This is a genomic window from Phyllobacterium endophyticum (genome assembly GCF_003010935.1).
Taxonomy (GTDB): Bacteria; Pseudomonadota; Alphaproteobacteria; order Rhizobiales; family Rhizobiaceae; genus Phyllobacterium; species Phyllobacterium endophyticum.
Genome location: NZ_PGGN01000002.1, coordinates 978,753 through 1,002,356 on the forward strand (window position 1 = coordinate 978,753; position 23,604 = coordinate 1,002,356).

Consider the following 23,604-nt stretch of genomic DNA (forward strand, 5'->3'; position numbering starts at 1 on the left):
CCCGGCTTTCTCTGTTTGTCACTGTTAGTGAGCGATTTGAGCCGCTGACTCATCCTCGACCACCGGAGATGGCACGTGGGCCGGTTCGGTCCACTCGATCGGCTCCGGCTGGCGTACCAGGGCGTGCTTGAGCACCTCGTTGGCGTGGCTTACCGGAATGATCTCAAGGCCGTTCTTAACATTATCCGGAATCTCCACCAGATCCTTGGCATTTTCTTCCGGTATGAGAACGGTCTTGATGCCACCGCGCAACGCGGCAAGCAGCTTTTCCTTCAGACCTCCGATAGGCAGCACTCTGCCGCGCAGGGTAATCTCGCCAGTCATGGCAATATCCTTGCGGACCGGAATGCCCGTCAGGATCGAGACAATAGCCGTAACCATAGCTACGCCCGCCGATGGACCATCCTTTGGCGTCGCACCTTCCGGCACATGCACGTGAATGTCCCGACGATCGAACAACGGTGGTTCGACGCCGAAGTCGATTGCCCGAGAACGGACATAAGATGCCGCCGCCGAAATCGATTCCTTCATCACATCGCGAAGGTTGCCGGTAACTGTCATGCGACCCTTGCCAGGCATCATGACGCCTTCAATGGTCAGCAGTTCGCCGCCCACTTCCGTCCAGGCAAGGCCGGTTACGACACCAACCTGATCCTCACCATCAATCTGGCCGAAGCGGAACTTTTCCACACCCAGATAATCATCGATGTTGGCGTCCGTCACCTTCACCGACTTCTTCTGTGTCTTCAGGATCTCGGTGACCGCCTTGCGAGCCAGCTTCATCAGTTCCCGTTCAAGATTACGGACGCCAGCCTCCCGCGTATAATTGCGGATGATTGCCCGTATGGCATCTTCGGTAACCGAGAACTCTTTCGGCTGCAGCGCATGATCGCGAATTGCCTTCGGCAACAGGTGCCGCTTGGCAATTTCCAACTTTTCATCTTCGGTGTAACCGGCGATACGAATGATTTCCATACGGTCCATCAACGGACCTGGGATATTCAACGTATTCGCAGTCGTCACGAACATCACGTTCGAAAGGTCATACTCAACCTCAAGATAGTGATCCATGAACGTGGAGTTCTGCTCCGGATCAAGCACCTCCAATAGCGCTGATGAAGGATCGCCGCGGAAATCCTGGCCCATCTTGTCGATTTCATCGAGCAGGAAAAGCGGGTTGGATTTCTTTGCCTTCTTCATCGACTGAATGACCTTGCCGGGCATCGAACCGATATACGTACGGCGATGGCCCCGGATCTCGGCCTCGTCGCGTACGCCGCCGAGTGACATACGAATATATTCGCGGCCGGTAGCCTTGGCGATCGAACGGGCAAGCGAGGTCTTGCCCACGCCGGGAGGACCGACAAGGCACAAAATCGGGCCCTTGATCTTGGTCGAGCGTGCCTGTACCGCCAGATACTCGACAATACGGTCCTTAACCTTGTCCAAGCCGTAATGTTCGGTGTCCAGCACTTCGTCAGCGAGATTCAAGTCGTTCTTTATCTTCGACTTTTTGCCCCACGGAATGGACAGCAGCCAGTCGAGATAATTGCGAACAACTGTAGCCTCCGCAGACATCGGGCTCATCTGGCGCAGCTTCTTCAGCTCGGCGTGAGCTTTCTCGCGCGCTTCCTTCGAAAGCTTTGTCTTCTTGATGCGGTCTTCCAGTTCGGCGGACTCGTCACGGCCATCTTCACCATCGCCAAGTTCCTTCTGGATCGCCTTCATCTGCTCGTTCAGATAGTATTCGCGCTGGGTCTTCTCCATCTGGCGCTTTACGCGCGAACGGATCCGCTTTTCCACCTGAAGAACGGAGATCTCCGACTCCATGAATGACATTGCCTTTTCCAACCGTGCGCGCACGGATAGGATAGACAGCATGTCCTGCTTTTCAGGGATCTTGATCGCTAGATGCGATGCAACAGTATCGGCCAGCTTCGAATAATCTTCGATCTGTCCGGCTGCACCGACAACTTCCGGCGAAATCTTCTTGTTCAGTTTTACGTAATTCTCGAAATCGGAGACGACAGAGCGCGCAAGCGCTTCGATTTCGACGGGATCTTCTTCAGGTTCTATCAGCGTTACCGCCGACGCTTCGTGATAGTCTTCACGCTCGCTGAAGCTGGTGATCTCGGCGCGCGCAATACCTTCCACGAGCACTTTGACAGTGCCGTCGGGCAATTTCAGCAATTGCAGGACGTTGGCTATGGTGCCAACCGTATAGATCGCATCGGCCTGGGGATCGTCGTCTGCGGCATTCTTCTGTGTGGCAAGCAGGATCTGCTTGTCGACGCCCATAACTTCCTCCAGCGCGCGAATTGATTTTTCGCGGCCAACGAAGAGTGGAACGATCATGTGCGGGAAGACAACGATATCACGCAACGGCAGAACGGCATAAAGCCCGCTCTCGCCACCCGCCAGTGTCTTCTTGGTTGCAATCGTCATTTCATGTCCTTTCTCAGGCCATTCGGCCAGATCGCCACGTCCGGGTACCCTTTGACGTTAAATGCCTGATCCAAATCGTAACCGTTTTGGGGCATTAGTTGAGCGGCGTACAACCGGTTATGCAGCTTAGTGCTTACTTGGAGTGGAGGCACGCTTGTTTCAAGCACCTACCTCCCAAGCCTATTCACAGAATCGTAATCTATCCTGCGCTCACCAAAGTCCGAGCGCAATATTTCGTAATGCCGTGCACAGGTTTTGGTTCAAACTGAAAACAGAAAAGCTCCGCGAGACGCGGAGCCTTGCCGTTACCTTGCGATATGTCCGACACGTCAAGCGGAGACATTGCCTTTTTCTTCCTTGCGTTCAGCATAGATATAGAGCGGTCTTGAATTGCCCTCCACTACGTCACCCGAGATTACGACCTCCTGGACGCCGTCGAGTGTGGGCAGCTCGTACATCGTATCCAAAAGGATCTTCTCCATGATCGAGCGCAGACCCCGTGCACCGGTCTTTCGGGCAATTGCCCGCTTGGCGATGGCCTTCAGCGCATCCTCATGGAACGTCAACTCGACGTTTTCCATATCGAACAGTCGCTGGTATTGCTTGACCAAGGCATTCTTGGGCTCTGACAATATCTGTACCAATGCGACTTCGTCGAGGTCTTCAAGTGTTGCGATCACAGGCAGACGACCAACGAATTCAGGAATGAGGCCGAATTTCAACAGGTCTTCCGGTTCGAGTTCGCGAAAGATCGCCCCAACCCGGCGATCGTCCGGCGCTTTGACCGCTGCGCTGAAGCCGATAGAGGTTTTTTCCCCACGGGCTGAAATGATCTTGTCGAGACCGGCGAAAGCGCCCCCGCAGATGAACAGGATGTTGGTCGTGTCCACTTGCAGGAATTCTTGCTGCGGATGCTTGCGGCCACCCTGCGGCGGAACGGAAGCAACGGTACCCTCCATGATCTTCAGCAGTGCCTGCTGCACGCCCTCGCCCGACACGTCGCGAGTAATCGACGGATTGTCCGACTTGCGACTGATCTTATCGACCTCATCGATGTAGACGATGCCACGCTGCGCCCGCTCGACATTGTAATCGGCGGATTGCAGAAGCTTCAGGATGATATTTTCGACATCCTCACCCACATAACCGGCTTCCGTCAGCGTCGTAGCGTCCGCCATGGTAAAGGGGACGTCGATGATGCGCGCCAGCGATTGTGCCAGATAAGTCTTGCCGCAACCGGTCGGGCCAACAAGAAGAATGTTGGACTTCGCCAGTTCGACCTCGTTGTTCTTCGATGCGTGGGCCAACCGCTTGTAGTGGTTGTGAACCGCGACAGAGAGAACACGCTTGGCATGGTTCTGACCGATGACGTAATCATCAAGAACAGCCATGATTTCCTGCGGCGTCGGTACGCCTTCACGGGATTTAACCATCGAGGATTTGTTTTCCTCGCGGATGATGTCCATGCACAATTCGACGCATTCATCACAGATGAACACAGTCGGCCCCGCAATCAACTTGCGAACTTCGTGCTGGCTCTTCCCGCAAAACGAGCAATATAGCGTATTCTTTGAATCGCCGCCGCCGTTGCTGACTTTGCTCATTGCAGTTTTCCTTTCAGTATCGGTCCCGCTCTCCCGGAGCCGCCACTCCCCTTAAGTGGAAGTGAATAGTCATTCGTAGAATAGGCTTTTCCAGCTAACCATCAGCTTAACGTAACGTCTGCTCCGCTCTATGCAAGCTGCATGTGTGGCAGAAAGTCCGCATCGGGGTCAAAAAAACTTCATTTTGGGCCCCGATGGGCGGTTTAGCCGGTCACCTTCCGTCGCCTTCGAGAATAGCGCGGGACTCAAGCACCTTGTCGACCAAGCCGAATTCGAGTGATTCTTGCGCAGTCATAAAGTGGTCGCGGTCAAGAGTGCGTTCTATCAACTCGTAGTCCCTGCCTGTGTGCTTGACGTAAATCTCGTTCAAACGGCGCTTCATCTTGATGATGTCCTGAGCGTGGCGCTCGATATCTGACGCCTGTCCCTGGAAGCCGCCGGAAGGCTGGTGGACCATTATTCGAGCATTCGGAAGAACAAAGCGCATGTCCTTTTCGCCGGCGGTCAACAGCAGCGATCCCATCGACGCAGCCTGGCCGAAGCAAAGCGTCGACACGGCAGGACGGATGAACTGCATCGTATCGTAAATCGCCATGCCCGAGGTGACGACGCCACCCGGCGAGTTGATGTACATGTTGATTTCTTTTTTCGGATTTTCCGACTCCAGGAAAAGCAGCTGTGCGCAAACGAGCGTCGCCATGCCGTCCTCGATCGGACCGGTGATAAAGATAATACGCTCCTTCAGCAGGCGGGAAAAGATATCATAGGCCCGCTCGCCCCGGTTCGTCTGTTCGACGACCATAGGAACGAGATTCATAGCTGTTTCGATTGGGTCTCTCATCGGTGGGCCTCAGCGTTTGGTGAATATGGGGTTCGAAATAACCCCAGATTCGTGGATTACACTTTCGATACATAGTGCGTAGCCACCCGTTTCCGCAAGGTGTTCCAAAACCCGCGTTTGTCTGAAGTGAACAGACGTTGGCGCGAAGTTCCGGCTTTTGGACAAGAAAGGACCAGTTCGGCAGGATACCGGGAGCAAACGCCCGTAACGAAGCCATGACGCTTTGCGCTCCTCCTATTGAAGCAATCTTCCAGCCTTTTCCATACTGTCCAACGGGATTGGACACTTACCTGTCCCAGCTTGTATGACAGGTCGCCGATCAAAGCCTGATCACATACTCCTTGCGCGTTGTTTCCAGCACCTCCCACGTACCGCGAAAACCCGGCCGCAACACGAAACTGTCGCCCTCGCCCAGACTGTGCTCCTCGCCTCCTTCTTCGGTAATGATCGACCGTCCGGACAGGATATGGCAGAATTCCCACTCATCATAGACAACACGCCACTTACCCGGCGTGGCCTCCCAAATTCCCGCGTAAAGCCCGCCTTCGGCCTCCTCTTGGTTCCATGTGCGGAACTGTGGATTACCGTGGATGATACGCTCCGGCTCGGGTGCGCTGTGTTCCACCTTCGTGCCAGCAGCGTCGATTTTGATGAATTGTTTCATATATTTAACCGGCCTTTGCCAGCGCCTGATCAAGATCGGCGATAATATCCGCAACGCTCTCGATACCGATTGAAAGCCGTACCACATCCGGACCGGCGCCGGCTGCAATCTTCTGCTCGTCGCTAAGTTGCCTATGCGTGGTCGAAGCCGGATGGATGATCAGGGAACGCGTATCGCCGAGATTGGCAAGGTGCGAAAACAGTTGGAGATGTTCGACAAGCTTGACGCCGGCATCATAGCCGCCCTTTAGCCCGAACGTGAAAACCGAGCCGGCACCCTTGGGTGAATACCGCTGTTGGAGCGTCTGGTAGGGATCGCCGTCGAGGCCGGCATAACTGACCCAACTCACTTTTTCGTTTTGTTTCAGCCATTTGGCAACCTCAATGGCGTTGTCGCAATGACGTTGCATGCGCAAAGGCAGCGTCTCGATGCCGGTCAGGATCTGGAATGCATTGAAAGGCGACAATGCAGGTCCGAGATCACGCAGACCAAGCACGCGACAGGCTATTGCAAAAGCGAAATTGCCGAACGTTTCGTGCAGCACAATGCCGTTATATTCGGGACGGGGCTGCGACAGCAGCGGGTAGTTTCCGGATTTTGACCAGTCGAAAGTTCCGCAATCCACGATGATGCCGCCCATGGAATTGCCATGGCCACCGAGAAACTTTGTGGCGGAATGTACAATGATATCAGCACCATAGTCGACTGGGCGAATAAGATATGGTGAGGCGAGTGTGTTATCTACGATGAGCGGGAGACCATGCCGATGGGCGATTTCGGCGATCGCGGAGAGGTCGGTGACGATGCCGCCGGGGTTGGCGATACTCTCGACGAATATGGCGCGGGTCCGGTCATCGATCTGATCGGCGAACGCTGCCGGATCGGTTCCATCTGCCCAGCGCACGTGCCAATCGAATGATTTGAATGACTGTCCGAACTGGTTGATCGAACCGCCGTAAAGCTTGTTGGAAGAGACGAAGTTATCCCCAGGCTGCATCAGCGCATGGAATATCAGAAATTGCGCCGCATGACCTGACGCAACCGCAAGTGCTGCCGTCCCGCCTTCAAGCGCTGCAACACGTTCTTCCAGTACAGCATTGGTTGGATTGGTGATTCGGCTGTAGATATTGCCGAAAGCCTTGAGACCAAACAGGGATGCCGCATGGTCGGAATCTTCGAAGACGAACGCTGTCGTTTGATAAATCGGCGTCACGCGAGCGCCCGTCACGGGATCAGGTTTTGCGCCTGCATGCACCGCCAATGTTTCGAATCCGGGAACTCGGTGCGCCATGATTATCCTCCTGTTTCAGCCTCGTCATGGAGGCTAGGAAATTGCACGCTGAAGCCAAGGTCGCAGTTTAGCAACCCCGCGCAATCTAAATGCACCCCAGAATTGAGATTCCCATGCCAAATTTTGCACTTTTGAATCCAAACCGGGTATTTCTTGTATGAGAAACAAAATCCCTCATCACAACAGCGTGCGAAATGACAAGGTCTCGCCTTGAAGTTGGCCGAGAGCGCGAACGGCTCCTATGAGCGAAACCCCAGTCGCGGAATCTCAATGGCGGGGCAGCGATTCATAACGACCTCGATCCCGGCTCTCTCCGCCTTCCTGGCTGCCGTTTCGTCCCATACGCCAAGCTGTGTCCAGATGACGCGCGGCAGCGGTCGCAGCGCCAGGGCTTCCTCGACCACGCCGGCGACGGCGGACGAATTGCGGAAGACATCCACCATGTCGATGCGCTCGGGAATTTCGGCAAGCTTGGCGTAGACTTTCTGACCGAGAATGGTTCGCCCCACCTGCCCCGGATTGACCGGGATGACATGGTAGCCGCGAGCCAGCAAAAATTGCATCACCGTATAGCTTGGCCGCACCTCCTTGGGTGAGGCGCCGGTCAGGGCAATGGTTTTCACCGAGAGAAGAATATCGCGGATATAATCATCGGAATAGTAATCGTGATCCTGCATGAAACCTCTGTCCGCCTGTTATCCCGCCGGCGCCGACCAAAGTTCATAGAACGGCTTTAGCGTACGCAAGTGACGCTGGACGATTGCCATGTTCTCCGGCGTGGGTCTGGCATTCTCAACTCTGGCGAGCCCCGCTCTCAATCCTGCGATCATATCCGATTTTTCCTGTTCCGAAAGATTTGGCATGGCGGGAATCTCGGCGATGGCCTTTTCCACTTCGGCACGGGGATTGGGATTGATCGCCCAATGGTAGGTCACCATGATCGTGTTGGTCGTATCCACCCAATCGGCGAAACTGGCGAAACCATATTCAGCGGCCTTCACATCAAGGACCGCCGTACGTTCCGCAAGCTCGCCCCTGCCGTCAAGTTCCCGCACAGTCGCAGCAACGGGTGCAAAACCGAAGAGGAAGCGTTTTATCGTATCCTCGGTCAGGGCGACCGGCCGCTCGGGCAGGCTGAATGTTTGCACGGTCTGCGTCGGTGGCGGCGTGGTCTGGGTGGCGATGGTTCCGGCATAGGCAAGTGCGAACACACAGCACGCCGCGATCAATCCAGGCGGTTTCATAAAATGCCTCCGTCTTGAAAAGACGATCCAGAAGTACGAGCCTGTGAGAATAGCAGCCAAAACGTAAAGAAAACAGCAAAGGGTGGATTTATGACGATGGCAATGGATGTGAAGGCCCTGGCTTCTTTTCTGGAGCGCGAATTCCCCCAGGTGAATTCGGAGGGAATTGCATTCACGGTGACCGGCGCAGGCGAAGGTTTCGCGTCCATGCGGCTCGATCCGTCAGACAGGCACTTGCGGCCCGGCGGAACAGTCTCCGGTCCGAGCCTCTTCGCGCTCGCAGACGTCACCGCCTATCTGGCGATCCTTGCGCAGATTGGGCCGGTCGCACTCGCGGTGACAACGAACCTCAACATCAACTTTCTGCGCAAGCCACCATCTGGTCCTGTAAATGCGAAAGCCGCGATCCTCAAACTGGGCAAGCGACTGGCTGTCGTCGAGATTTCGATGACAAGCGACCTCGGGCTGGTCGCTCACGCAACGGCGACCTACTCAATTCCGCCGAGAGCCTAACCACGCCATCACTCAACAACCTGAACGGCTTTTTCCGCACGCTTATTCTTGGCTGGTGAGCGAGCCTCCAAAAAGGCCGAAATCTCGGCCAAAGTCGCATAGCCATCGGCATTCCTGTCAATCTCCGCAAAATGCGAGGAAACAAATCCCCAGCTTGCTGCTTCAGCCGTTTTTGCAGTCAGGAGATGGTTGGAACGCGCTGTTGCCGCATCAAACCGTGCCTGCAGTCTTGCATCGATCGTATCTTGTACCGGCGGCTGTGCGACCTGCTTCTGCACAGGAAACCTCGGACCGTCCCCTATCCGCACGACGTTTTGCTGTCGCGGCATCGTACCTTGCATGGGAGCCGGTCTGACCGGAAGGGCATGCGCGGATATTACAGGTGCGAACACAACGAAAGTGCTGACAATAAATCCAAATGATCGATGATAATTTTTTTTCATTTTCGAATCCGTTTCTGAGGCTGGCCTGATCAATTCGTCGCCGGGGTTCCTGGAGTATTCCGATAAAATTCATCGAAAACTTTTTTCACCGGTTTGCGAGATGCCTCGACGTAATAGGTCATTTGGCCCCCATCGAACACGTGAACGGGGATACGCTTGTCCAATCCCGCCTGCTGCAACTGTTTCTCGGTCTCAAAGAAAGTTGTCACGGTGTCGTAATACCCATGCAGCGCCATGATTTTCAGACGCGGATCGAAGGCAAGTGCCAATGTCAGATCGGCAACACCGCCAAGGCCGTCCGCGGATACGTCTTGGCCTGTGACTGCGTAGTCATCATTCCTAAGAACGTCATTTCCATGCCAATCTTTTACCGCTTTAACGCCGGAGGAGTAATAATTTAGAAACGCTGGGAGGAGATCTTTTACTCCATTTCCAAGAATGGTGTCGTCAAACCAATCAGTCTGGTAGTCATCGGCGGCCATCCGGGCATCGTAATCACCCAGGCTCTTCGCCGCTGGCCGGTTGGTCAGGATATTGCCGGAAGCGAAATCGTCCCACGATAAACTATGGTTCCCCGCAATATTGCGAAATTCCTGCAAAATCGGCTCTAATTTTGCCAAGGTGGCGGGCTCCACCTGCACATCATCGTCGTCCGTCGTCTCTGCGGAAAACGCTTCTCCTTCAACGCTGACTCCCATTCCACCCTTAAATTTGGCGGATATTTCATTCTTTGCCTCGACGAGGATCGCCTCCTTTGCTGCTGTGGCAGCAGTGAATGCAGCATTGTATGTCTCGAGTGCAGGAAAATACCTCTGCATGGCAAATTGCCTTATATAGTCCGCATATTGATCGAGGGTGCGCGCACCCCGCCAGCTTGTTTCCGGTTTCTGAAAATATTCCGCAGCCATTGCAAGCGTTGGCAGACCGGTGTTGCAAGCGCAGGAATCTCCCGACAGATAAGGAGACTGAAGCACGACACCCGAAAGCACTTTTACCGGCTGTCCGGACGGGTCCGGATCGTAATTGCTTGTGCCTGCCTCCTCAAGCATCGAGGCCGCAAGCGAAACACGGGCACTGCCCCATGATTCGCCCAGAAGATATTTGGGCGAACTTTGCCGGTTGTTTTTGTTGCTATAGCTGGTGACGAAATCCCGCACGATTTCGGCATCCGTCGTCGCATTGGAGAAATGGTGGTTTCGGTGCGGGGCGATCGCGGTGGAAAAGCCTTCGCTGACCGGATCGACGAAGACAAGATCGCTGTTATCGAGCAGTGTCTCTTCATTATCTATGAGCTTAAACGGATTATCCGCCAGTTTTCGCGCCATATAGGGAGCGTTGATGACGATGCGCTTTGGCCCATAAGCCGCCATGTGCAGGAAGATGGACGCATAGCCCGGACCGCCATTGAAGAAGAATGTTACGGGGCGATTTTCGCGCGGCAGGTCGTCGCGGGTATAGGACATGTAGAAAATTGCTGCCTTTGCGTCTTTCTTGCCGGTCAGCTGGTCCTTTTGACCATAAGCAATGAGGTGGCCGGCCTTGGCGGTAAACCAGGTTTTCTTACCATTGAGCACCATGGAATGGCGCATGACAGATGGAGTTTCGCTTACTTGAGGAGTTGAGGGATCAGGATGATCCTTTGCCAGGAACTTGTAGTCGGCGGGGGCAAAGATCGCATAGGCCTCTTCATCTAGTCCAACGGTTCGTAGCCTGTCCGCCGCGTCGAATAACTTCCCCTTGGCCTTGAGCTCGACCGCTTCCTTTCGCGCACTCTCCAACTTATCCGTTAAGGCTGGCTCGCCAAGCTTAACTGACTCCTGTACCGATTCGGGGAATGTGCGGTCCGCAACCTCAACTTTGGTGTCATTACAAGCGGCCAGCCCCAAAAGGGCGAGTAGAAAAAAGACTCTAAAAATCATCAACGCCTCTCAAAATCAGCAAAATTCGATTTATGTGAGTTTCAGAAGGACGGGGCAATTGAACGAAAGTCGCTAGTAATTGTGAATACAGCATCAGCTCCGGGCCACAGCCGTCATGGGGAAGCGGGTGGGCGATATGGTTGCCCCAAGGCCCGGCGATGATCGGGTACTGCGGAGCCGTCCCGGCATTACAAACAGGCTGCTTACATAAAACTCGAACCTTTAAGCCAATTCTATGTGGTAATATAATACCGCGACGACAAGCCATTGTATCTACTTGAGTATTTTTTATACGGCTCAGACGTTGTCACTTGACGTTCAACGCCCCAGCCTTTATTGAGACCGATGACTGCGGTGGGGCTTCCCGCCGTTTTTCATTGTTGTGCGTGTTTCATGAATGCGCACAACCCAAGCAACAAGAAAAGCCTTCCTATGTGAAGGATGATCTCAAGGACAACACAAATGGCTACCTTCTCCCAGAAGCCGGCGGATGTGACGAAAAAGTGGATCCTGATTGACGCCGAAGGTCTCGTCGTCGGCCGTCTCGCTTCCATCGTCGCCAATATCCTGCGCGGCAAGCACAAAGCAACCTTCACCCCGCACGTGGACGATGGCGACAATGTCATCATCATCAACGCCGACAAGGTTGCGCTGACCGGCAAGAAGTTTACCGACAAGGTTTACTACTGGCACACCGGACATCCCGGCGGCATCAAGGAACGCACGGCGCGTCAGCTGCTCGAAGGCCGTTTTCCGGAGCGCGTCGTTGAAAAGGCTGTGGAGCGCATGGTTCCACGCGGCCCGCTCGGACGTCGCCAGATGAAGAACCTGCGCGTTTACGCAGGTTCCAACCACCCACATGAAGCTCAGGCACCTGAAGTCCTCGACGTCGGCGCGCTGAATTCCAAGAACAAAAGGAGCGCATAAGAATGGCTGAGCTCAACTCGCTCGCAGAACTCGGTACGTCTGCCGTCGCCCCGGCGCAGGCTGCTGCACCGGTTCATGTCCAGAAGCTCGACGCCAAGGGCCGTGCCTATGCAACCGGCAAGCGCAAGGATGCGGTCGCCCGCGTCTGGATCAAGCCAGGTTCCGGCAAGATCGTCATCAACGAAAAGGAATACGGCAAGTATTTCGCTCGTCCGGTTCTGCAGATGATCCTGCAGCAGCCGATCGTTGCTGCCAATCGCGCCGGCCAATATGACATCATCGCCACCGTTGCCGGTGGCGGTTTGTCCGGCCAGGCAGGCGCCGTTCGTCACGGCATTTCCAAGGCTCTCACCTATTTCGAACCGGCGCTGCGCGGCGTTTTGAAAAAGGGCGGCTTCCTGACACGCGACAGCCGCGTCGTCGAACGCAAGAAGTACGGCAAGGCGAAAGCCCGCCGCTCGTTCCAGTTCTCGAAGCGTTAATCGCTTTATACGGACACGAACAGAAAGCGGGCCTTCGGGTCCGCTTTTTTGTTGCGCCGTATCCCGTTTTAGTTAGCTTCGCCGCCGTGCGTGGTTCGACAAGCTCACCATGAGGGAGGTGGGTTGATTGCAACGATAGTCGCCAACGTTGCATCTTTGCTTACTGCAACCAATGATGTCCCTCATGGTGAGCTTGTCGAACCACGCACAGATGCAGATGCAGGAATCCCCGGAGTTTAAAATCCCAATGCCATCGAAGTCCATCGATCACGCCTTTACGGCGCGCAACCTGACCGGCGCGGCAACTGATCCAACCCATGCGGGCGCCCTCTCCTTCATGCGCAGGCGCTATTCCAAAAACCTTGCTGGCGCGGAAGTCGTGATCTGGGGGATCCCGTTCGACTCGGCAGTCTCCAACAGGCCAGGCGCGCGGTTTGGCCCACAGGCGATGCGGCGGGCGTCGGCCATCTTCGACAATGATCCGCAATATCCGTTCCAGCGCGATCTTTTCGCCGACCTGGCTGTGATCGATTACGGCGACTGTCTGCTCGACTACGGCAACCACCAGAAGACTCCGGCGACGATCGAGCGTGAAGCTGCAAGGATAATCAAGTCCGGCGCGTTCCTGCTTTCGCTCGGCGGCGATCACTTCGTCACCTGGCCAATCCTGAAAGCCCATGCGGCCAAGCACGGTCCTGTAGCGCTGGTGCAGTTCGATGCGCATCAGGATACATGGTACGATGACGGCAAACGCATCGACCACGGCTCATTCGTCGGGCGCGCCGCACGCGACGGGGTAATCGATCCGGCGCATTCGATCCAGATCGGCATCCGCACCCATGCGCCGGAAGATTGCGGCCTGAAAATCGTCTATGGCTATGAGGTCGAAGAAATGCCGGCGGCGGAGATCGCCAGCCAGATCGTCGCGCGGACCGCGGGCAAGCCGGTTTACCTGACCTTCGATATCGATTGCCTGGATCCAGCTTTTGCGCCGGGCACGGGAACGCCGGTTGCCGGCGGGCCGTCCTCGGCGAAAATACTTTCGGTGCTGCGGCATCTGACGGAGCTCAACATCATCGGTGCCGACGTGGTGGAGGTTGCGCCGGCCTATGATCATGCTGACGTAACGGCCATCGCCGGCGCCACAATCGCGATGTATTATCTGGGTATTCTTGCAGAGCAAAAGGCCAAGCTAAAACGATGATGATCTTGGCAGTGCTGCTGTACAGCCAAGGCCAATAGAAAACTGAGCCAGGTATCCGAATTTCAAGCTTCCAAGGGCATTCCCATGAAACCGAAAATCTTCATCGACGGCGAACACGGCACAACGGGTTTGCAGATCCGGACGCGTCTGGCGGGCCGGAGCGATCTCGAAGTGCTCTCCATTCCCGAAGCCGAGCGGCGCAACAAGGAGTTGCGGGCACAGTTTCTGAAGGATGCCGATGTTGCCATTCTCTGCCTGCCGGACGATGCGTCGAAAGAGGCGGTTTCAATCCTCGAAGGGCATAATTCGACGAAGATAATCGACACCTCGACCGCGCACCGCGTGCATCCCGATTGGGCCTATGGCTTCGCCGAACTCGACCGTAGCCAGCGGCAGAAAATCGCGGATGCGCGGCTCGTTGCCAATCCCGGTTGTTATCCCACCGGGGCGATCTCGCTGGTGCGGCCGTTGCGCGACGCCGGGATTTTACCCGGGGACTATCCAATCACCGTCAATGCGGTCTCCGGCTATACCGGCGGCGGCAAGCAGATGATTGCGCAGATGGAGAATCCGGATGCGCCTGATCATATTGCAGCCAATCATTTCCTTTACGCGATGCCGCTCAAGCACAAGCACGTGCCGGAACTGCAGGTGCATGGGCATCTCGATCGCAAGCCGATCTTTTCGCCAAGTGTCGGGCGATTTGCACAAGGCATGATCGTGCAGGTGCCGCTCTTTACCGGCGACCTCGACGGCAATCCGTCAATGGCCGATATCCATGCAGCACTGAGAGCGCATTACGAGGGTCAGAGCATCGTTCAGGTGGTGCCGCTGGAACAGAGCACCGCCTTGCCGCGGCTCGATCCGGAGGAACTGCGCGATACGGACATCATGAAGCTCTATGTCTTCGGAACCGAGGGCGGTGGCCAGGTCAACCTCGTTGCGCTCCTCGACAATCTCGGCAAGGGCGCTTCGGGCGCTGCGGTTCAGAATCTGGACCTGATGCTCGTAAATGCTTGATGCGATAGCGGAGACTTTCCCAGCGGAGTGGAAAGTCTCCTCCCCCGAACTCGTCGCCGAGACCGCCACCAGCCGGATCGTCAAGGTGCGGCTGGAAGACGGCGCGCCCGCAATCGTCAAACATCTGACACCGCTCGGAATGCGAGAAGAACTCGGAGGCACGCGCTATCTGGAATGGCACGACGGCAAGGGCTGTATTCGTTTGCTGGCGCAGCGGGGTAATAACCTTCTGCTGGAATATGCGGGCGCACGTACGCTGCTCGATCATCTCAACGAGCATGGCGACGACGCAGCGACGCAAGTCTTTGTCGAAATGTTCCTGGAACTGTCGCAGACCAAACAGACGGGCCGACCAGCGCCGCAGGATCTCATCCCGTTGCGCACGATGTTTTCAGGCCTTTTCACCAAAGCCGAAGGAGACCGGAAGCGTGGGGTTCGGAGCCAGTTCGTCGAAGCGGCGGAACTTGCCGACAGGCTCCTGAACGATCAGCGGGACGTTCAACCGCTGCATGGAGACTTGCACCACGAGAACATACTATACGGCGAGCGCGGCTGGCTCGTCATCGATCCCAAGGGACTGATGGGAGACCCGATGTATGATGCCGCCAATATGTTCTACAATCCCCTGGACCGTGACGACCTGCGATCCAGCGAGAGCCGCGCCTTTTCAATGGCACAGACATTTTCGCATGCATTCAATCGCGATATCACAACCATACTTGGCTTCGGCATGGTCCATGCGTGCCTCTCGGCGTCGTGGCACGACGAGGACGGCAATCTCGACGAGTCGAAGCGCAGCATTGGCGTGGCAGAGGCTATAAAGCGCGTGCTCCAGACGATTTGAACTTGCATTGACCAAGTTAACCAGGTGCGGGCCGATGGTATCTTTGGTCTACTTGGTCAAGGAGCGTCTTTCAGGCGCTTCAGGGTTCGGTCGCGACTTCCGTCTCGCGCGGATAAGCGCCCTTGGTCGCGCGCCAATGGGCGACGGCAAATCCCAGGATAACAATGGCGAAGAATTGATGCAGCAGCCCGAGCGCTATCGGCACCTGCATGACGAGGGTGGTGATGCCAATCGCCGCCTGCAGCGCAACCAGGGCCGCCAAAAGTATGGCGCGCCGTGCATGGGTGGTTCCGGGTAAATGACGGATCGTCGAGATGGCCTGCCAGATCGCCACGGCGAAAACAAAATAGGCAAAGCAGCGATGCACGAATTGCACCATTTTGGGATTCTCGAAAAAGTTGTGCCAGATCGGCTGGATGGCAAAGAGACCACCGGGGATGATAGACCCGTCCATCAGCGGCCATGTATTGTAGCTCAGGCCTGCATCGAGGCCGGCGACCAGGGCACCGAGGTAAATCTGGATAAACACCAATAGCACGAACCAACCGGCGAAGCGCTGGATCCGGCGATTGGCGGGTGCTTCGGAATAGACCGCGAGGCCACGCGCCACATACATCACAGCCGCAAAGATGATGCAGGCGAGCGTGAGATGGGTGGCGAGGCGGTATTGGCTGACATCGACCCGGTCGACAAGCCCGGATGCGACCATCCACCAGCCGACCGCACCCTGCAAGGCGCCCAGCGCCAGAATGAAGATCATGCGCGGCTTCAGGCGCTGCTCCAGCCTGCCGGTGAGCCAGAAGAACGCGAGCGGCACGGCGACGAGAAACCCGACCCCGCGTGCGAGAAAACGATGCGCCCATTCCCACCAGAATATCTGCTGGAATTCGCCGAGGCTCATGCCTTTGTTCAGCTGCTGATATTGCGGGATTTGCCTGTATTTATCGAACTCCTCAATCCACTGATCATGATTGAGCGGCGGGATAATGCCGTGGATGGGCTTCCATTCGGTGATGGAGAGGCCGGAGCCGGTCATGCGCGTTGCGCCGCCTACAAGCACGATGGATGCCAACACGATCAACACGAGATAAAGCCAGATACGGATATAGTGGCGATTTCGCGCTTCGCGGTCGCGGGCCGAGGCGATGACGCCTTGGGTGAGTGTGTTGGCAGCCATGAAGAACGCTCCTTGATTGCGCAGATAGGTGCAGCATAAGCTCATCCGATACAAGAATGCACCACGCGACACGCCGTCGCGTTTATGGCGCAAGCAGGCTCTTTTCGCTTTGCCTAGAGGGGTTAAGCGGATAGAGGATGGCTCGAAGCTGGAAATTGGATCACGCCATGCCTGTAAGGCTGAAGAAACTCATTGGAACATTTCTGCTCGTGACGCTCGTATGCATTTACGCGATCGTTGCGACGATCTTTGCCGTTGCGCTGCTTGGCAATTCCGGTCCGTGGATTCACCTGCTCTACTTCTTCGGGACTGGATTCCTTTGGGTCGTACCGGCGATGTTCATCATCAGCTGGATGGAAAAGGCGCCGAAGAAGAATTCACCCTGATGGGCATCTGATGCGACTTTCTGCGCTTTCGGTGCTCATGGACTAGAATGTCCACTGCGCTCCGGTTCTCGAAAGCCGCACCAGCTACCTCATCATGCTGAATTCATGAGATCTTTTTAGGCCTGGACTACCCGCCTGCCCGCATTGGCGATTGGCGTCGTCACGCCGCTCATCATGGTTCTCGCATAGACGAGCTTTTGAAAACGGCCATTGATGGAGATGCGCGGCAGGGCCCACATATTGGCCCGGTGTTCGCCGTGGATTGTCCCGTGGCGCGTCGTGACCGCCGAAACGAAGCCTTCCGCGGCGGCTATATCGGCTTCGCGCCTACCGGCAGCTCTCGCCGATCCGTAGGGATAGGCAAAATGCATGGGCCGCTTACCGAGCCTGTCCTCAAGCATATCGGCAGACAACCGCATTTCCCACGCAACCATATCAGGGCTCAGCTTCTTCAGGTTATAATGATGAACCGTATGGGCGCCAATCGTGCACAGCGGATCGGCGGCAATCTGGCGTAGCTCTTTCCAGTTCATCACGTCCTGATCGGACGGAACGCCGCACATCATGCCCTGTTGCGCGCACATTTCGCGAAGGACGGGCAATTGTTCCAGCTCGGTCAGGTTGATCGAGAAGTAACGCATGAGCGAATGAAAGGCCGCGCGCTTCTGATGAAGCGTTCCGCAGCGCCATTCGGGCCCTCCCGGGATACTCAGGATACCCGCCTTGGCGATGAGCTTCTCGGCGATCTCCCACCAAAGCACTGCGGCTCCTTCAATGAGACCCGGCGCTGCATAGATCGTGAACGGCACATTGTGTTTCTGGAAAACCGGATAGGCGTGAGTTAAATTGTCGTTGTAGCCGTCGTCCAGCGTGATGGCCACGAAACGCCGTTTGCCAGCCAAACCCGACTTGACCCGCTCCGCCATCTCATCCATGGAGACGACCTCCGTGCCCTCGGATTTGAGCGATACGATGATCTGTTCGAGAAAGGCTGGCGTGATTGCCAGTGAGCGGTTGACCCCAAGCGGGCTTATACAATCAGGACGGACCCGGTGCAACATAACGATTGAGCCCAGCCCGCCGAAACGATCCCGCGCGCCCGACGCGAACCCACTGTGCCAAGCTAGTCTCATCACAGCTTTTCGTACCAAGTCGGCCGCGTGGACCATTCCTTCACCAATTCGCGCTATTTCAAAATATTCGGAGGAATCTGTTCATCAAGTCATGCGACTTAAACGTTTATATATCGTTGATCAACAAGACCTCGCCGCCTTTCGCACCTCCTCCCTGGAACGCACGAATGTCCATTACTTCACAACGACCAAAGATAATTGCAGACCCGCTTGAGGCCGAAGCAAAGTGGCGCGAGCTCGGTGAAGATTTTCTTGCCAGTCCCGCGCAAACCGCAAACTGGTTTTCCTATTGGCAGTCATGCGTCAACGCCGACTGCATAGTCGCAGCGATCCATGAAGAAGACAGGCCTGTTTTTCTGCTGCCACTGGAGATTGTCAGGAAAGGGCTTTTCAAGGTTGCCGTGTTTCCCGGCGGGCCGCACGCCAATTGCAACTTTCCGGCCATATCCTTTAATGCACAGGTCAAGGCGGCTGAACTTCGTGCGGTTTTCGACGCATTGCATGAAGCGCGACCCGATATCGATCTCGTGTCGCTGGCCCGGCAGCTTGGCGATCTCGATGGCAAAGCCAATCCCATGATGCAGCTTCCGAGCCGCGAGAACGCCAATGTCAGCCTTGGCATCACGCTTGAAGACAGTTTCGACAACATACTCGGCCGCAGCAACTCGAAGCGGAAAAAGAAGAAGCACCGGCAGAATACAAGGCGATTCGAAGAAGCCGGAGGATACCGTATCGTCACCGCGACCACGCAGGCGCAGACCAGCGCCATGCTCGAGAAATACTTCGAGTGCAAGGCAATGCGGCTTGCGAAGGCCGGTATCAAGAACACTTATGAACCAGCCGGTACCATGGAGTTTTTCAAGCAATTGTTTGCACGCGAAGCCCAGTCCGCAGCCCCGCGTTTTCAGCTGAAGGCGCTTGAAGTCGCCGGACAATATCGGGCAATACTCGGGAAATCCTACGCGAAAACCCAAACCTTCATCGATTTCATAGGCATTACGGAGGATGAGCTCGTCAGTGCCAGCCCCGGCGAGTTCCTGTTCTTCGAAGACATTCAGGATAGTTGCAAAAGCGGGCTTGCGGTCTACAGCTTCGGCATCGGTGATGAGCCCTACAAACGCAGCTGGGCCGACCTCGAGGTGCCCAGCTACGATACGGATGTCGCTCTGACGGCCAAGGGACGCCTGCTGTCAGCCTATCTCGGCGCGCGCGGCAGTCTCGTCCGTAGCATCAAGAAGAACGAGAAGGTCTGGGCAACGGTAAAGAAGGCCCGTTCGCGTCTTTTCGGAAAACGCTAGGCAGACCGGACAATCCTGCCGGAATCGAGGCGCAGCTCTCCATTGTCGAAAGGCGTCAGCAATTCGGGCTGGAGCAGCTTCGCGTCGTAGACCGCTTTCGCAGTCGCCGCCACATCAGGATCATCGGGATCGACAAGGCCCAGGATAAGCTCTGTCCCATCCGCCAGCAGGTGCTTCAGTTCAACGACGGTCGCGGGTCCCGCATCGACAACGACAAGATCGTAGGCCGACTGCAAGGCATTGAGAATCATCGGAAGACGGCCCACCGACTGCATTGCCTTGGCCGGATCGTGGTTGCCGAGGGGGATGAGTTCAGCCTGCGAATAATGATCGGGGTGAATGACATCGCTGAAGTGCTTTTCGGATACGAGAAGATCGGTGATGCCGGGCAGGTTCTTGTCTTCGAGCATGGAACGTCCGATCTCGCCCGAACCTGTCATGTCGACGAGAATGACGCGGACACCGCGGTCGGCCAGTTCGCGCACGAGCAGGATTGTCAGCGCGGAGGCTTCATCGCCCTCGGGCGAGACAACAACCGCGCGCGCGGCACCGCTCGCCATCAAGCGCGCCGCGACATTGGCTATGCCGGAATGATCGGCAACGGGAGCGTCCGTGGCTGGTAAATCAGCGGCTGGCGCAGCGAATTGCGCCGATGGCACTTTGTCCTTTGAGAGGATTTCTTCTTCGAATGCTGCAGGGATAGAGGCGGCAAGCGATGGGGTGTTCTCGGTCTCTGTCCTTGCCGGCTCGGCGGCAGGGTCAACCGGTGCGGGGGCTGCGGCTCCTTCAGATAGCAGCACTTCCGTGGCCGGCTGCGGATAGGCCGGTCGCAGCGCCTGACCACTGAACAGGGCGCGCAGCAGCGTCACAATGCTGAGCAGCAGCAGCGACGCAACGAAGGCCGCGACAGTCATCGGTATCTTTTTTGGAAAATATGGCTCGATTGGCCGGTCGGCGCGGGAAAAGATACGCGCATCGGCCGGCAAATAGCCACGGTCGGTGCGGGAAGACGCTTCGCGATAGCGCGTCAGATAGGATTCGAGCAATTGCCGTTGCGCGGTGGCCTCACGCTCCAGCGCGCGCAGCTCGACCTCCTCCTCACCTGCCTTGGAAGCCTGCGCCTTCAATTCATTGAGGGAACTGGTCAATTGGCTTTCGCGCAAGCGCGCGGTTTCCGCCTCGTTTTCAAGGCTTCCCAGCACTTTTCGTGCTTCAAGCCTTATCTGGTTGTTGAGATCGGCGAGTTGCGAACGCAACGCCCGGATGCGGGGATGGCCGCTAAGCAAGGATGCCGACAGGTCGGCAATATCATTATTGAGCTGGACCTGGCGTTCGCGCAGGCGTTGGATCAGCGGAGAGGCCATGACAGCCGGGAGCGTTTCCACAGGCGCGCCTTTTGCCAAGGCGGCGCGAACACTCTCCGCGCTCGCCTCGCTTGCCGCCCTGTTGGCCCGTACACGCGACAGTTCGGAGGAAAGCTCCGACAGCTGCTGCGTGGCGAGCACGGCATTGTTCTGCCCGATCAGGAGGTCTGACGAACTGCGATATGCCGCCACCTTCGCCTCGGCTTCCTTGACACGCTTGCTGAGGTCCGCGATCTCGGGCTGCAGCCAGCCCGCGGCATCGGTGTTGGACCTGGATTTCGCCAGTTGCTGCGTTGCGACATATTCGTCAGCGATGGCATTGGCTATCGAGGCGCTGAGCGCCGCATCCTTCGACGAGAACTGAATGACGATGACGCGCGAAGCCGCAACGTTGTATACAAGCAGGCGGTCGCGGACTGACTGGAGGATATAGTCGTCGCGCGCATCTTCGTCCGGGTTCTTGCCAATACCCACCGCGCCGAACAGGCGCGACAAAACGGACGGTTCAGCACCGGCGGAAAGCTCCGGGTTTTTGGCAAGGTCAAGCCTGGCTATGACCCGCTTCAGAAGATCGGAGGACCCGATGAGTTCGACCTGGCTCTTTATCCCCTCCTGATCGAGCACGGGCCGATCATCCGCCTGCTGGTTTGCAGGGCGGGTAAACACGGATTCGCCAGTTTCTATGAGGATGCGGGTCTCGGCGCGATATTTCGGGGCAACCAGCGACAGGAGGAGGAACGCCAGCGCGGTCAGAAGCAGCGAGCCGACAAGTATGCGCAGCTTGTTGCGCCACAGGCTGGCAAACAACGCGCCTATATCAATGTCAACATCGTTTCCGACAGAACTCGCGGGCATTCCAGAACACTCCACTACGAATGGTATAATGGTAAAGACCTATGGTAACCACCGGGTTAAGAGGTTGTAGTACTCAACCGCCGCGTGTAATGACGCCGGCGTCCGATGTGAACTTTACCAGCCATTAACCTTAATGAACCGATAATCCGCCAAAGAATCGGGAAACTCCTCCGCAACATTTGTTAGGGTTCGTGACGTGTTCAGCAAGCAGATATTTCTGGTGGCAATCGGCGTTGTTTCCGTGACGCTGGGTGGATGCGCCAGTTACCGGCCGGCTCCGCCTGCATTCAACGAAGCGATCAACAAGCCCTATATGCTGGATGCGGGCGACCGCATCCGCCTGACGGTGTTCGAACAGGAGGGCATCACCAACACATATAGCGTCGATCAGGCGGGCTATATCTCAATCCCACTCATCGGCAGCGTCCCTGCCCGCGGCAAGACAATCCAGCAGATCGAGAAGGAAGTGGCGGCGAAGCTGCGCAAGGGTTACCTGCGCGATCCGGACGTGGCGGTTGAAATCGATCGCTATCGTCCGGTCTTCATCATGGGCGAAGTCGGGGCGGCCGGGCAATATTCCTACGTTCCCGGCATGACCGCGCAAAAAGCCATCGCGGCGGCGGGCGGGTTTACGCCGCGGGCCCAACAGAGCGACGTGGATATCACACGGCAGTTCAACGGCGAAAGCCTGACCGGCCGCGTTACCATTTCCGATCAGGTTCTGCCCGGCGACACGATTTATGTGCGCGAGCGCTTTTTCTGATAGCGGGAAATGGAGGACAAGCGCTCCCTTCGCATCGTTCACTGTTTTCGCGCGCCGGTCGGAGGTATCTTTCGCCATGTGCGCGATCTGATCGATGCCCAGATCAAAGCCGGCCACAAGGTGGGCGTGATCTGCGACTCGTCCACCGGAGGCGAATTTGCGGAAGCGCTGCTCGCCGATCTTCGCGGCAAGCTGCAACTCGGTCTCGAGCGTATCGCCATGCAGCGGCAGATCGGCCCGGGCGACGTGCTGGCTGCCATTCGCACCTACAACATCATAAGGAAACAGCAACCGGACATCCTGCATGGTCACGGTGCCAAGGGTGGCACCTATGCGCGCGTTTTCGGATCGTGGCTACGGTTATCCGGTTTTCGCGTCGCCCGCTTTTACTCTCCGCATGGCGGCAGCCTTCACTACGATCCCGCAAGCCTGGAGGGGCGTGTGATCTTCCGGGTCGAACGCACAATGGAGAAGATGACGGACAGGATCATCTTCGTCTCCGGCTTCGAACAAAATGTCTACGCCAAAAAGGTCGGTGTGCCGCGCTGTGGATTTGCGCTGATTTATAACGGACTGGCGGACAGCGAGTTTGACCCTGCGATAACCCGGGGTGACGCTGCCGACTTCCTTTTCATCGGGGAGATGCGGGTGTTGAAAGGTCCCGATATCTTTATCGCCGCGCTGGAAAAGGCCTCCGCCATCACCGGCCGGAAGCTTACCGCCGTCATGGTCGGAGACGGCAAGGACCGGCCGGCGCTTACCAGACAGGCGGACTCGGGCACGCGCTTTCTCATGCCGATGAAGGCCCATGAGGCATTCCGGCTCGCGAGGGTCGTCGTCATCCCCTCCCGCGCAGAAGCCCTGCCCTATATCGTTATCGAAGCGCTTGCGGCCGGCATGCCGATCATCGCCAGCCGCGTTGGCGGCATACCGGAAATATTGGGCGATGCATCGCCGGCCCTGGTAATGCCCGAAGCCAATGATCTCGCCAGCAAAATGGCAGCGGTCATCGACGATATCGCAGCATTCAAGCAAACACTTCCGACACTCGAAGTACTCAAGCTGAAGTTCAGTGTCGAGGCCATGGCTGCACAACTGGAGGCCGAGTATTTCGCGGCGCTTGACTCCTAGATCCCTAAGCCTTTCTTAGCTCATAAGTGTTATCGTCGGCCGTTCGGGAAAATCGG

General features: G+C 56.5%; 22 protein-coding genes. 10 read left to right on the forward strand and 12 right to left on the reverse strand.

The features are described from left to right. Positions 1–24: 24 nt before the first annotated feature. The 7 genes from lon to CU100_RS12830 all read right to left on the reverse strand — a co-directional run bounded on the left by lon (position 25) and on the right by CU100_RS12830 (position 8,089). On the reverse strand, positions 25–2,445 hold the full coding sequence (gene lon / locus CU100_RS12800; RefSeq protein WP_106716916.1) for an endopeptidase La: 2,421 nt from the start codon (positions 2,443–2,445) through the stop codon (positions 25–27). Between the two features lie 329 nt (positions 2,446–2,774). Continuing rightward, complete coding sequence (gene clpX, locus CU100_RS12805; protein WP_008120789.1) at positions 2,775–4,049, reverse strand: ATP-dependent Clp protease ATP-binding subunit ClpX; 1,275 nt, start codon at positions 4,047–4,049, stop codon at positions 2,775–2,777. A 211-nt stretch (positions 4,050–4,260) separates the two neighbouring features. After that, on the reverse strand, positions 4,261–4,890 hold the full coding sequence (locus CU100_RS12810) for an ATP-dependent Clp protease proteolytic subunit (RefSeq protein WP_106716917.1): 630 nt from the start codon (positions 4,888–4,890) through the stop codon (positions 4,261–4,263). A 319-nt stretch (positions 4,891–5,209) separates the two neighbouring features. Further along, on the reverse strand, positions 5,210–5,554 hold the full coding sequence (locus CU100_RS12815) for a cupin domain-containing protein (RefSeq protein ID WP_106716918.1): 345 nt from the start codon (positions 5,552–5,554) through the stop codon (positions 5,210–5,212). A 4-nt stretch (positions 5,555–5,558) separates the two neighbouring features. After that, positions 5,559–6,845 (reverse strand): O-acetylhomoserine aminocarboxypropyltransferase, encoded by a 1,287-nt coding sequence (locus CU100_RS12820; RefSeq protein WP_106716919.1) that lies wholly within the window; start codon positions 6,843–6,845, stop codon positions 5,559–5,561. Between the two features lie 239 nt (positions 6,846–7,084). Next, entirely contained in the window at positions 7,085–7,522 is a 438-nt protein-coding gene (locus CU100_RS12825) for a CoA-binding protein (RefSeq protein ID WP_106716920.1), read from the reverse strand. Between the two features lie 18 nt (positions 7,523–7,540). Further along, positions 7,541–8,089 (reverse strand): hypothetical protein, encoded by a 549-nt coding sequence (locus CU100_RS12830; RefSeq protein WP_106716921.1) that lies wholly within the window; start codon positions 8,087–8,089, stop codon positions 7,541–7,543. Between the two features lie 90 nt (positions 8,090–8,179). Here CU100_RS12830 and CU100_RS12835 point away from each other — a divergent pair, with 90 nt between their 5' ends. Next, the gene (locus CU100_RS12835) at positions 8,180–8,602 is read left to right on the forward strand and encodes a PaaI family thioesterase (protein WP_106716922.1); all 423 of its coding nucleotides are present in this window, start codon (positions 8,180–8,182) and stop codon (positions 8,600–8,602) included. An 8-nt stretch (positions 8,603–8,610) separates the two neighbouring features. Here the strand turns inward: CU100_RS12835 and CU100_RS12840 are convergent, their stop codons facing one another. Beyond that, positions 8,611–9,045 (reverse strand): hypothetical protein, encoded by a 435-nt coding sequence (locus CU100_RS12840; RefSeq protein WP_146141842.1) that lies wholly within the window; start codon positions 9,043–9,045, stop codon positions 8,611–8,613. A gap of 29 nt (positions 9,046–9,074) precedes the next feature. Continuing rightward, on the reverse strand, positions 9,075–10,964 hold the full coding sequence (locus CU100_RS12845; RefSeq protein ID WP_106716924.1) for a S10 family serine carboxypeptidase-like protein: 1,890 nt from the start codon (positions 10,962–10,964) through the stop codon (positions 9,075–9,077). Positions 10,965–11,426: 462 nt separating this feature from the next. Between CU100_RS12845 and rplM the strand changes: the two genes are divergently transcribed. From rplM to CU100_RS12870, 5 genes are all read left to right on the forward strand, one after another. After that, the gene (gene rplM, locus CU100_RS12850) at positions 11,427–11,891 is read left to right on the forward strand and encodes a 50S ribosomal protein L13 (RefSeq protein ID WP_106716925.1); all 465 of its coding nucleotides are present in this window, start codon (positions 11,427–11,429) and stop codon (positions 11,889–11,891) included. Between the two features lie 2 nt (positions 11,892–11,893). Then, positions 11,894–12,373, forward strand: a complete 480-nt coding sequence (rpsI, locus tag CU100_RS12855; RefSeq protein WP_106716926.1) for a 30S ribosomal protein S9 — start codon at positions 11,894–11,896, stop codon at positions 12,371–12,373. A gap of 247 nt (positions 12,374–12,620) precedes the next feature. After that, complete coding sequence (gene speB, locus CU100_RS12860; RefSeq protein ID WP_106716927.1) at positions 12,621–13,577, forward strand: agmatinase; 957 nt, start codon at positions 12,621–12,623, stop codon at positions 13,575–13,577. A gap of 84 nt (positions 13,578–13,661) precedes the next feature. Then, positions 13,662–14,597, forward strand: coding sequence for an N-acetyl-gamma-glutamyl-phosphate reductase (argC, locus tag CU100_RS12865; RefSeq protein ID WP_106716928.1), 936 nt, complete (start codon positions 13,662–13,664; stop codon positions 14,595–14,597). After that, positions 14,590–15,441 carry an aminoglycoside phosphotransferase family protein gene (locus CU100_RS12870; protein WP_106716929.1) on the forward strand — a complete coding sequence of 284 codons (852 nt, stop codon included), beginning with the start codon at positions 14,590–14,592 and terminating at the stop codon, positions 15,439–15,441. Before argC ends, CU100_RS12870 begins: the two co-directional genes overlap by 8 nt. Before the next feature lie 79 nt (positions 15,442–15,520). On the opposite strand, the gene CU100_RS12875 is transcribed toward CU100_RS12870, so the two are convergent. Further along, positions 15,521–16,618: a COX15/CtaA family protein gene (locus CU100_RS12875; protein ID WP_106716930.1), complete on the reverse strand. Its 1,098-nt coding sequence runs from the start codon at positions 16,616–16,618 to the stop codon at positions 15,521–15,523. Positions 16,619–16,785: 167 nt separating this feature from the next. On the opposite strand from CU100_RS12875, the gene CU100_RS12880 reads away from it, so the two are divergent. Then, on the forward strand, positions 16,786–17,004 hold the full coding sequence (locus CU100_RS12880; protein ID WP_106716931.1) for a DUF2842 domain-containing protein: 219 nt from the start codon (positions 16,786–16,788) through the stop codon (positions 17,002–17,004). Positions 17,005–17,120: 116 nt separating this feature from the next. On the opposite strand, the gene CU100_RS12885 is transcribed toward CU100_RS12880, so the two are convergent. Further along, entirely contained in the window at positions 17,121–18,137 is a 1,017-nt protein-coding gene (locus CU100_RS12885; RefSeq protein WP_170113810.1) for a polysaccharide deacetylase family protein, read from the reverse strand. Positions 18,138–18,304: 167 nt separating this feature from the next. Between CU100_RS12885 and CU100_RS12890 the strand changes: the two genes are divergently transcribed. Continuing rightward, positions 18,305–19,435, forward strand: coding sequence for a GNAT family N-acetyltransferase (locus tag CU100_RS12890; RefSeq protein ID WP_106716933.1), 1,131 nt, complete (start codon positions 18,305–18,307; stop codon positions 19,433–19,435). Here CU100_RS12890 and CU100_RS12895 read toward each other — a convergent pair. Then, positions 19,432–21,654 carry a GumC family protein gene (locus tag CU100_RS12895; protein WP_106716934.1) on the reverse strand — a complete coding sequence of 741 codons (2,223 nt, stop codon included), beginning with the start codon at positions 21,652–21,654 and terminating at the stop codon, positions 19,432–19,434. The two genes, CU100_RS12890 and CU100_RS12895, sit on opposite strands and share 4 nt — an antisense overlap. 196 nt (positions 21,655–21,850) lie before the next feature. On the opposite strand from CU100_RS12895, the gene CU100_RS12900 reads away from it, so the two are divergent. Both CU100_RS12900 and CU100_RS12905 read left to right on the forward strand, forming a co-directional pair. Beyond that, on the forward strand, positions 21,851–22,417 hold the full coding sequence (locus CU100_RS12900; RefSeq protein WP_106716935.1) for a polysaccharide biosynthesis/export family protein: 567 nt from the start codon (positions 21,851–21,853) through the stop codon (positions 22,415–22,417). A gap of 9 nt (positions 22,418–22,426) precedes the next feature. After that, positions 22,427–23,548, forward strand: a complete 1,122-nt coding sequence (locus CU100_RS12905; protein ID WP_106716936.1) for a glycosyltransferase family 4 protein — start codon at positions 22,427–22,429, stop codon at positions 23,546–23,548. Positions 23,549–23,604 lie beyond the last annotated feature (56 nt).

Coding starts and splice junctions, on each gene's coding strand:
- lon (WP_106716916.1), bottom strand. CDS start 2,445: ATGACGATTGCAACCAAGAAGACACTGGCGGGTGGCGAGAGCGGGCTT.
- clpX (WP_008120789.1), bottom strand. CDS start 4,049: ATGAGCAAAGTCAGCAACGGCGGCGGCGATTCAAAGAATACGCTATAT.
- CU100_RS12810 (WP_106716917.1), bottom strand. CDS start 4,890: ATGAGAGACCCAATCGAAACAGCTATGAATCTCGTTCCTATGGTCGTC.
- CU100_RS12815 (WP_106716918.1), bottom strand. CDS start 5,554: ATGAAACAATTCATCAAAATCGACGCTGCTGGCACGAAGGTGGAACAC.
- CU100_RS12820 (WP_106716919.1), bottom strand. CDS start 6,845: ATGGCGCACCGAGTTCCCGGATTCGAAACATTGGCGGTGCATGCAGGC.
- CU100_RS12825 (WP_106716920.1), bottom strand. CDS start 7,522: ATGCAGGATCACGATTACTATTCCGATGATTATATCCGCGATATTCTT.
- CU100_RS12830 (WP_106716921.1), bottom strand. CDS start 8,089: ATGAAACCGCCTGGATTGATCGCGGCGTGCTGTGTGTTCGCACTTGCC.
- CU100_RS12835 (WP_106716922.1), top strand. CDS start 8,180: ATGACGATGGCAATGGATGTGAAGGCCCTGGCTTCTTTTCTGGAGCGC.
- CU100_RS12840 (WP_146141842.1), bottom strand. CDS start 9,045: ATGAAAAAAAATTATCATCGATCATTTGGATTTATTGTCAGCACTTTC.
- CU100_RS12845 (WP_106716924.1), bottom strand. CDS start 10,964: ATGATTTTTAGAGTCTTTTTTCTACTCGCCCTTTTGGGGCTGGCCGCT.
- rplM (WP_106716925.1), top strand. CDS start 11,427: ATGGCTACCTTCTCCCAGAAGCCGGCGGATGTGACGAAAAAGTGGATC.
- rpsI (WP_106716926.1), top strand. CDS start 11,894: ATGGCTGAGCTCAACTCGCTCGCAGAACTCGGTACGTCTGCCGTCGCC.
- speB (WP_106716927.1), top strand. CDS start 12,621: ATGCCATCGAAGTCCATCGATCACGCCTTTACGGCGCGCAACCTGACC.
- argC (WP_106716928.1), top strand. CDS start 13,662: ATGAAACCGAAAATCTTCATCGACGGCGAACACGGCACAACGGGTTTG.
- CU100_RS12870 (WP_106716929.1), top strand. CDS start 14,590: ATGCTTGATGCGATAGCGGAGACTTTCCCAGCGGAGTGGAAAGTCTCC.
- CU100_RS12875 (WP_106716930.1), bottom strand. CDS start 16,618: ATGGCTGCCAACACACTCACCCAAGGCGTCATCGCCTCGGCCCGCGAC.
- CU100_RS12880 (WP_106716931.1), top strand. CDS start 16,786: ATGCCTGTAAGGCTGAAGAAACTCATTGGAACATTTCTGCTCGTGACG.
- CU100_RS12885 (WP_170113810.1), bottom strand. CDS start 18,137: ATGAGACTAGCTTGGCACAGTGGGTTCGCGTCGGGCGCGCGGGATCGT.
- CU100_RS12890 (WP_106716933.1), top strand. CDS start 18,305: ATGTCCATTACTTCACAACGACCAAAGATAATTGCAGACCCGCTTGAG.
- CU100_RS12895 (WP_106716934.1), bottom strand. CDS start 21,654: ATGCCCGCGAGTTCTGTCGGAAACGATGTTGACATTGATATAGGCGCG.
- CU100_RS12905 (WP_106716936.1), top strand. CDS start 22,427: ATGGAGGACAAGCGCTCCCTTCGCATCGTTCACTGTTTTCGCGCGCCG.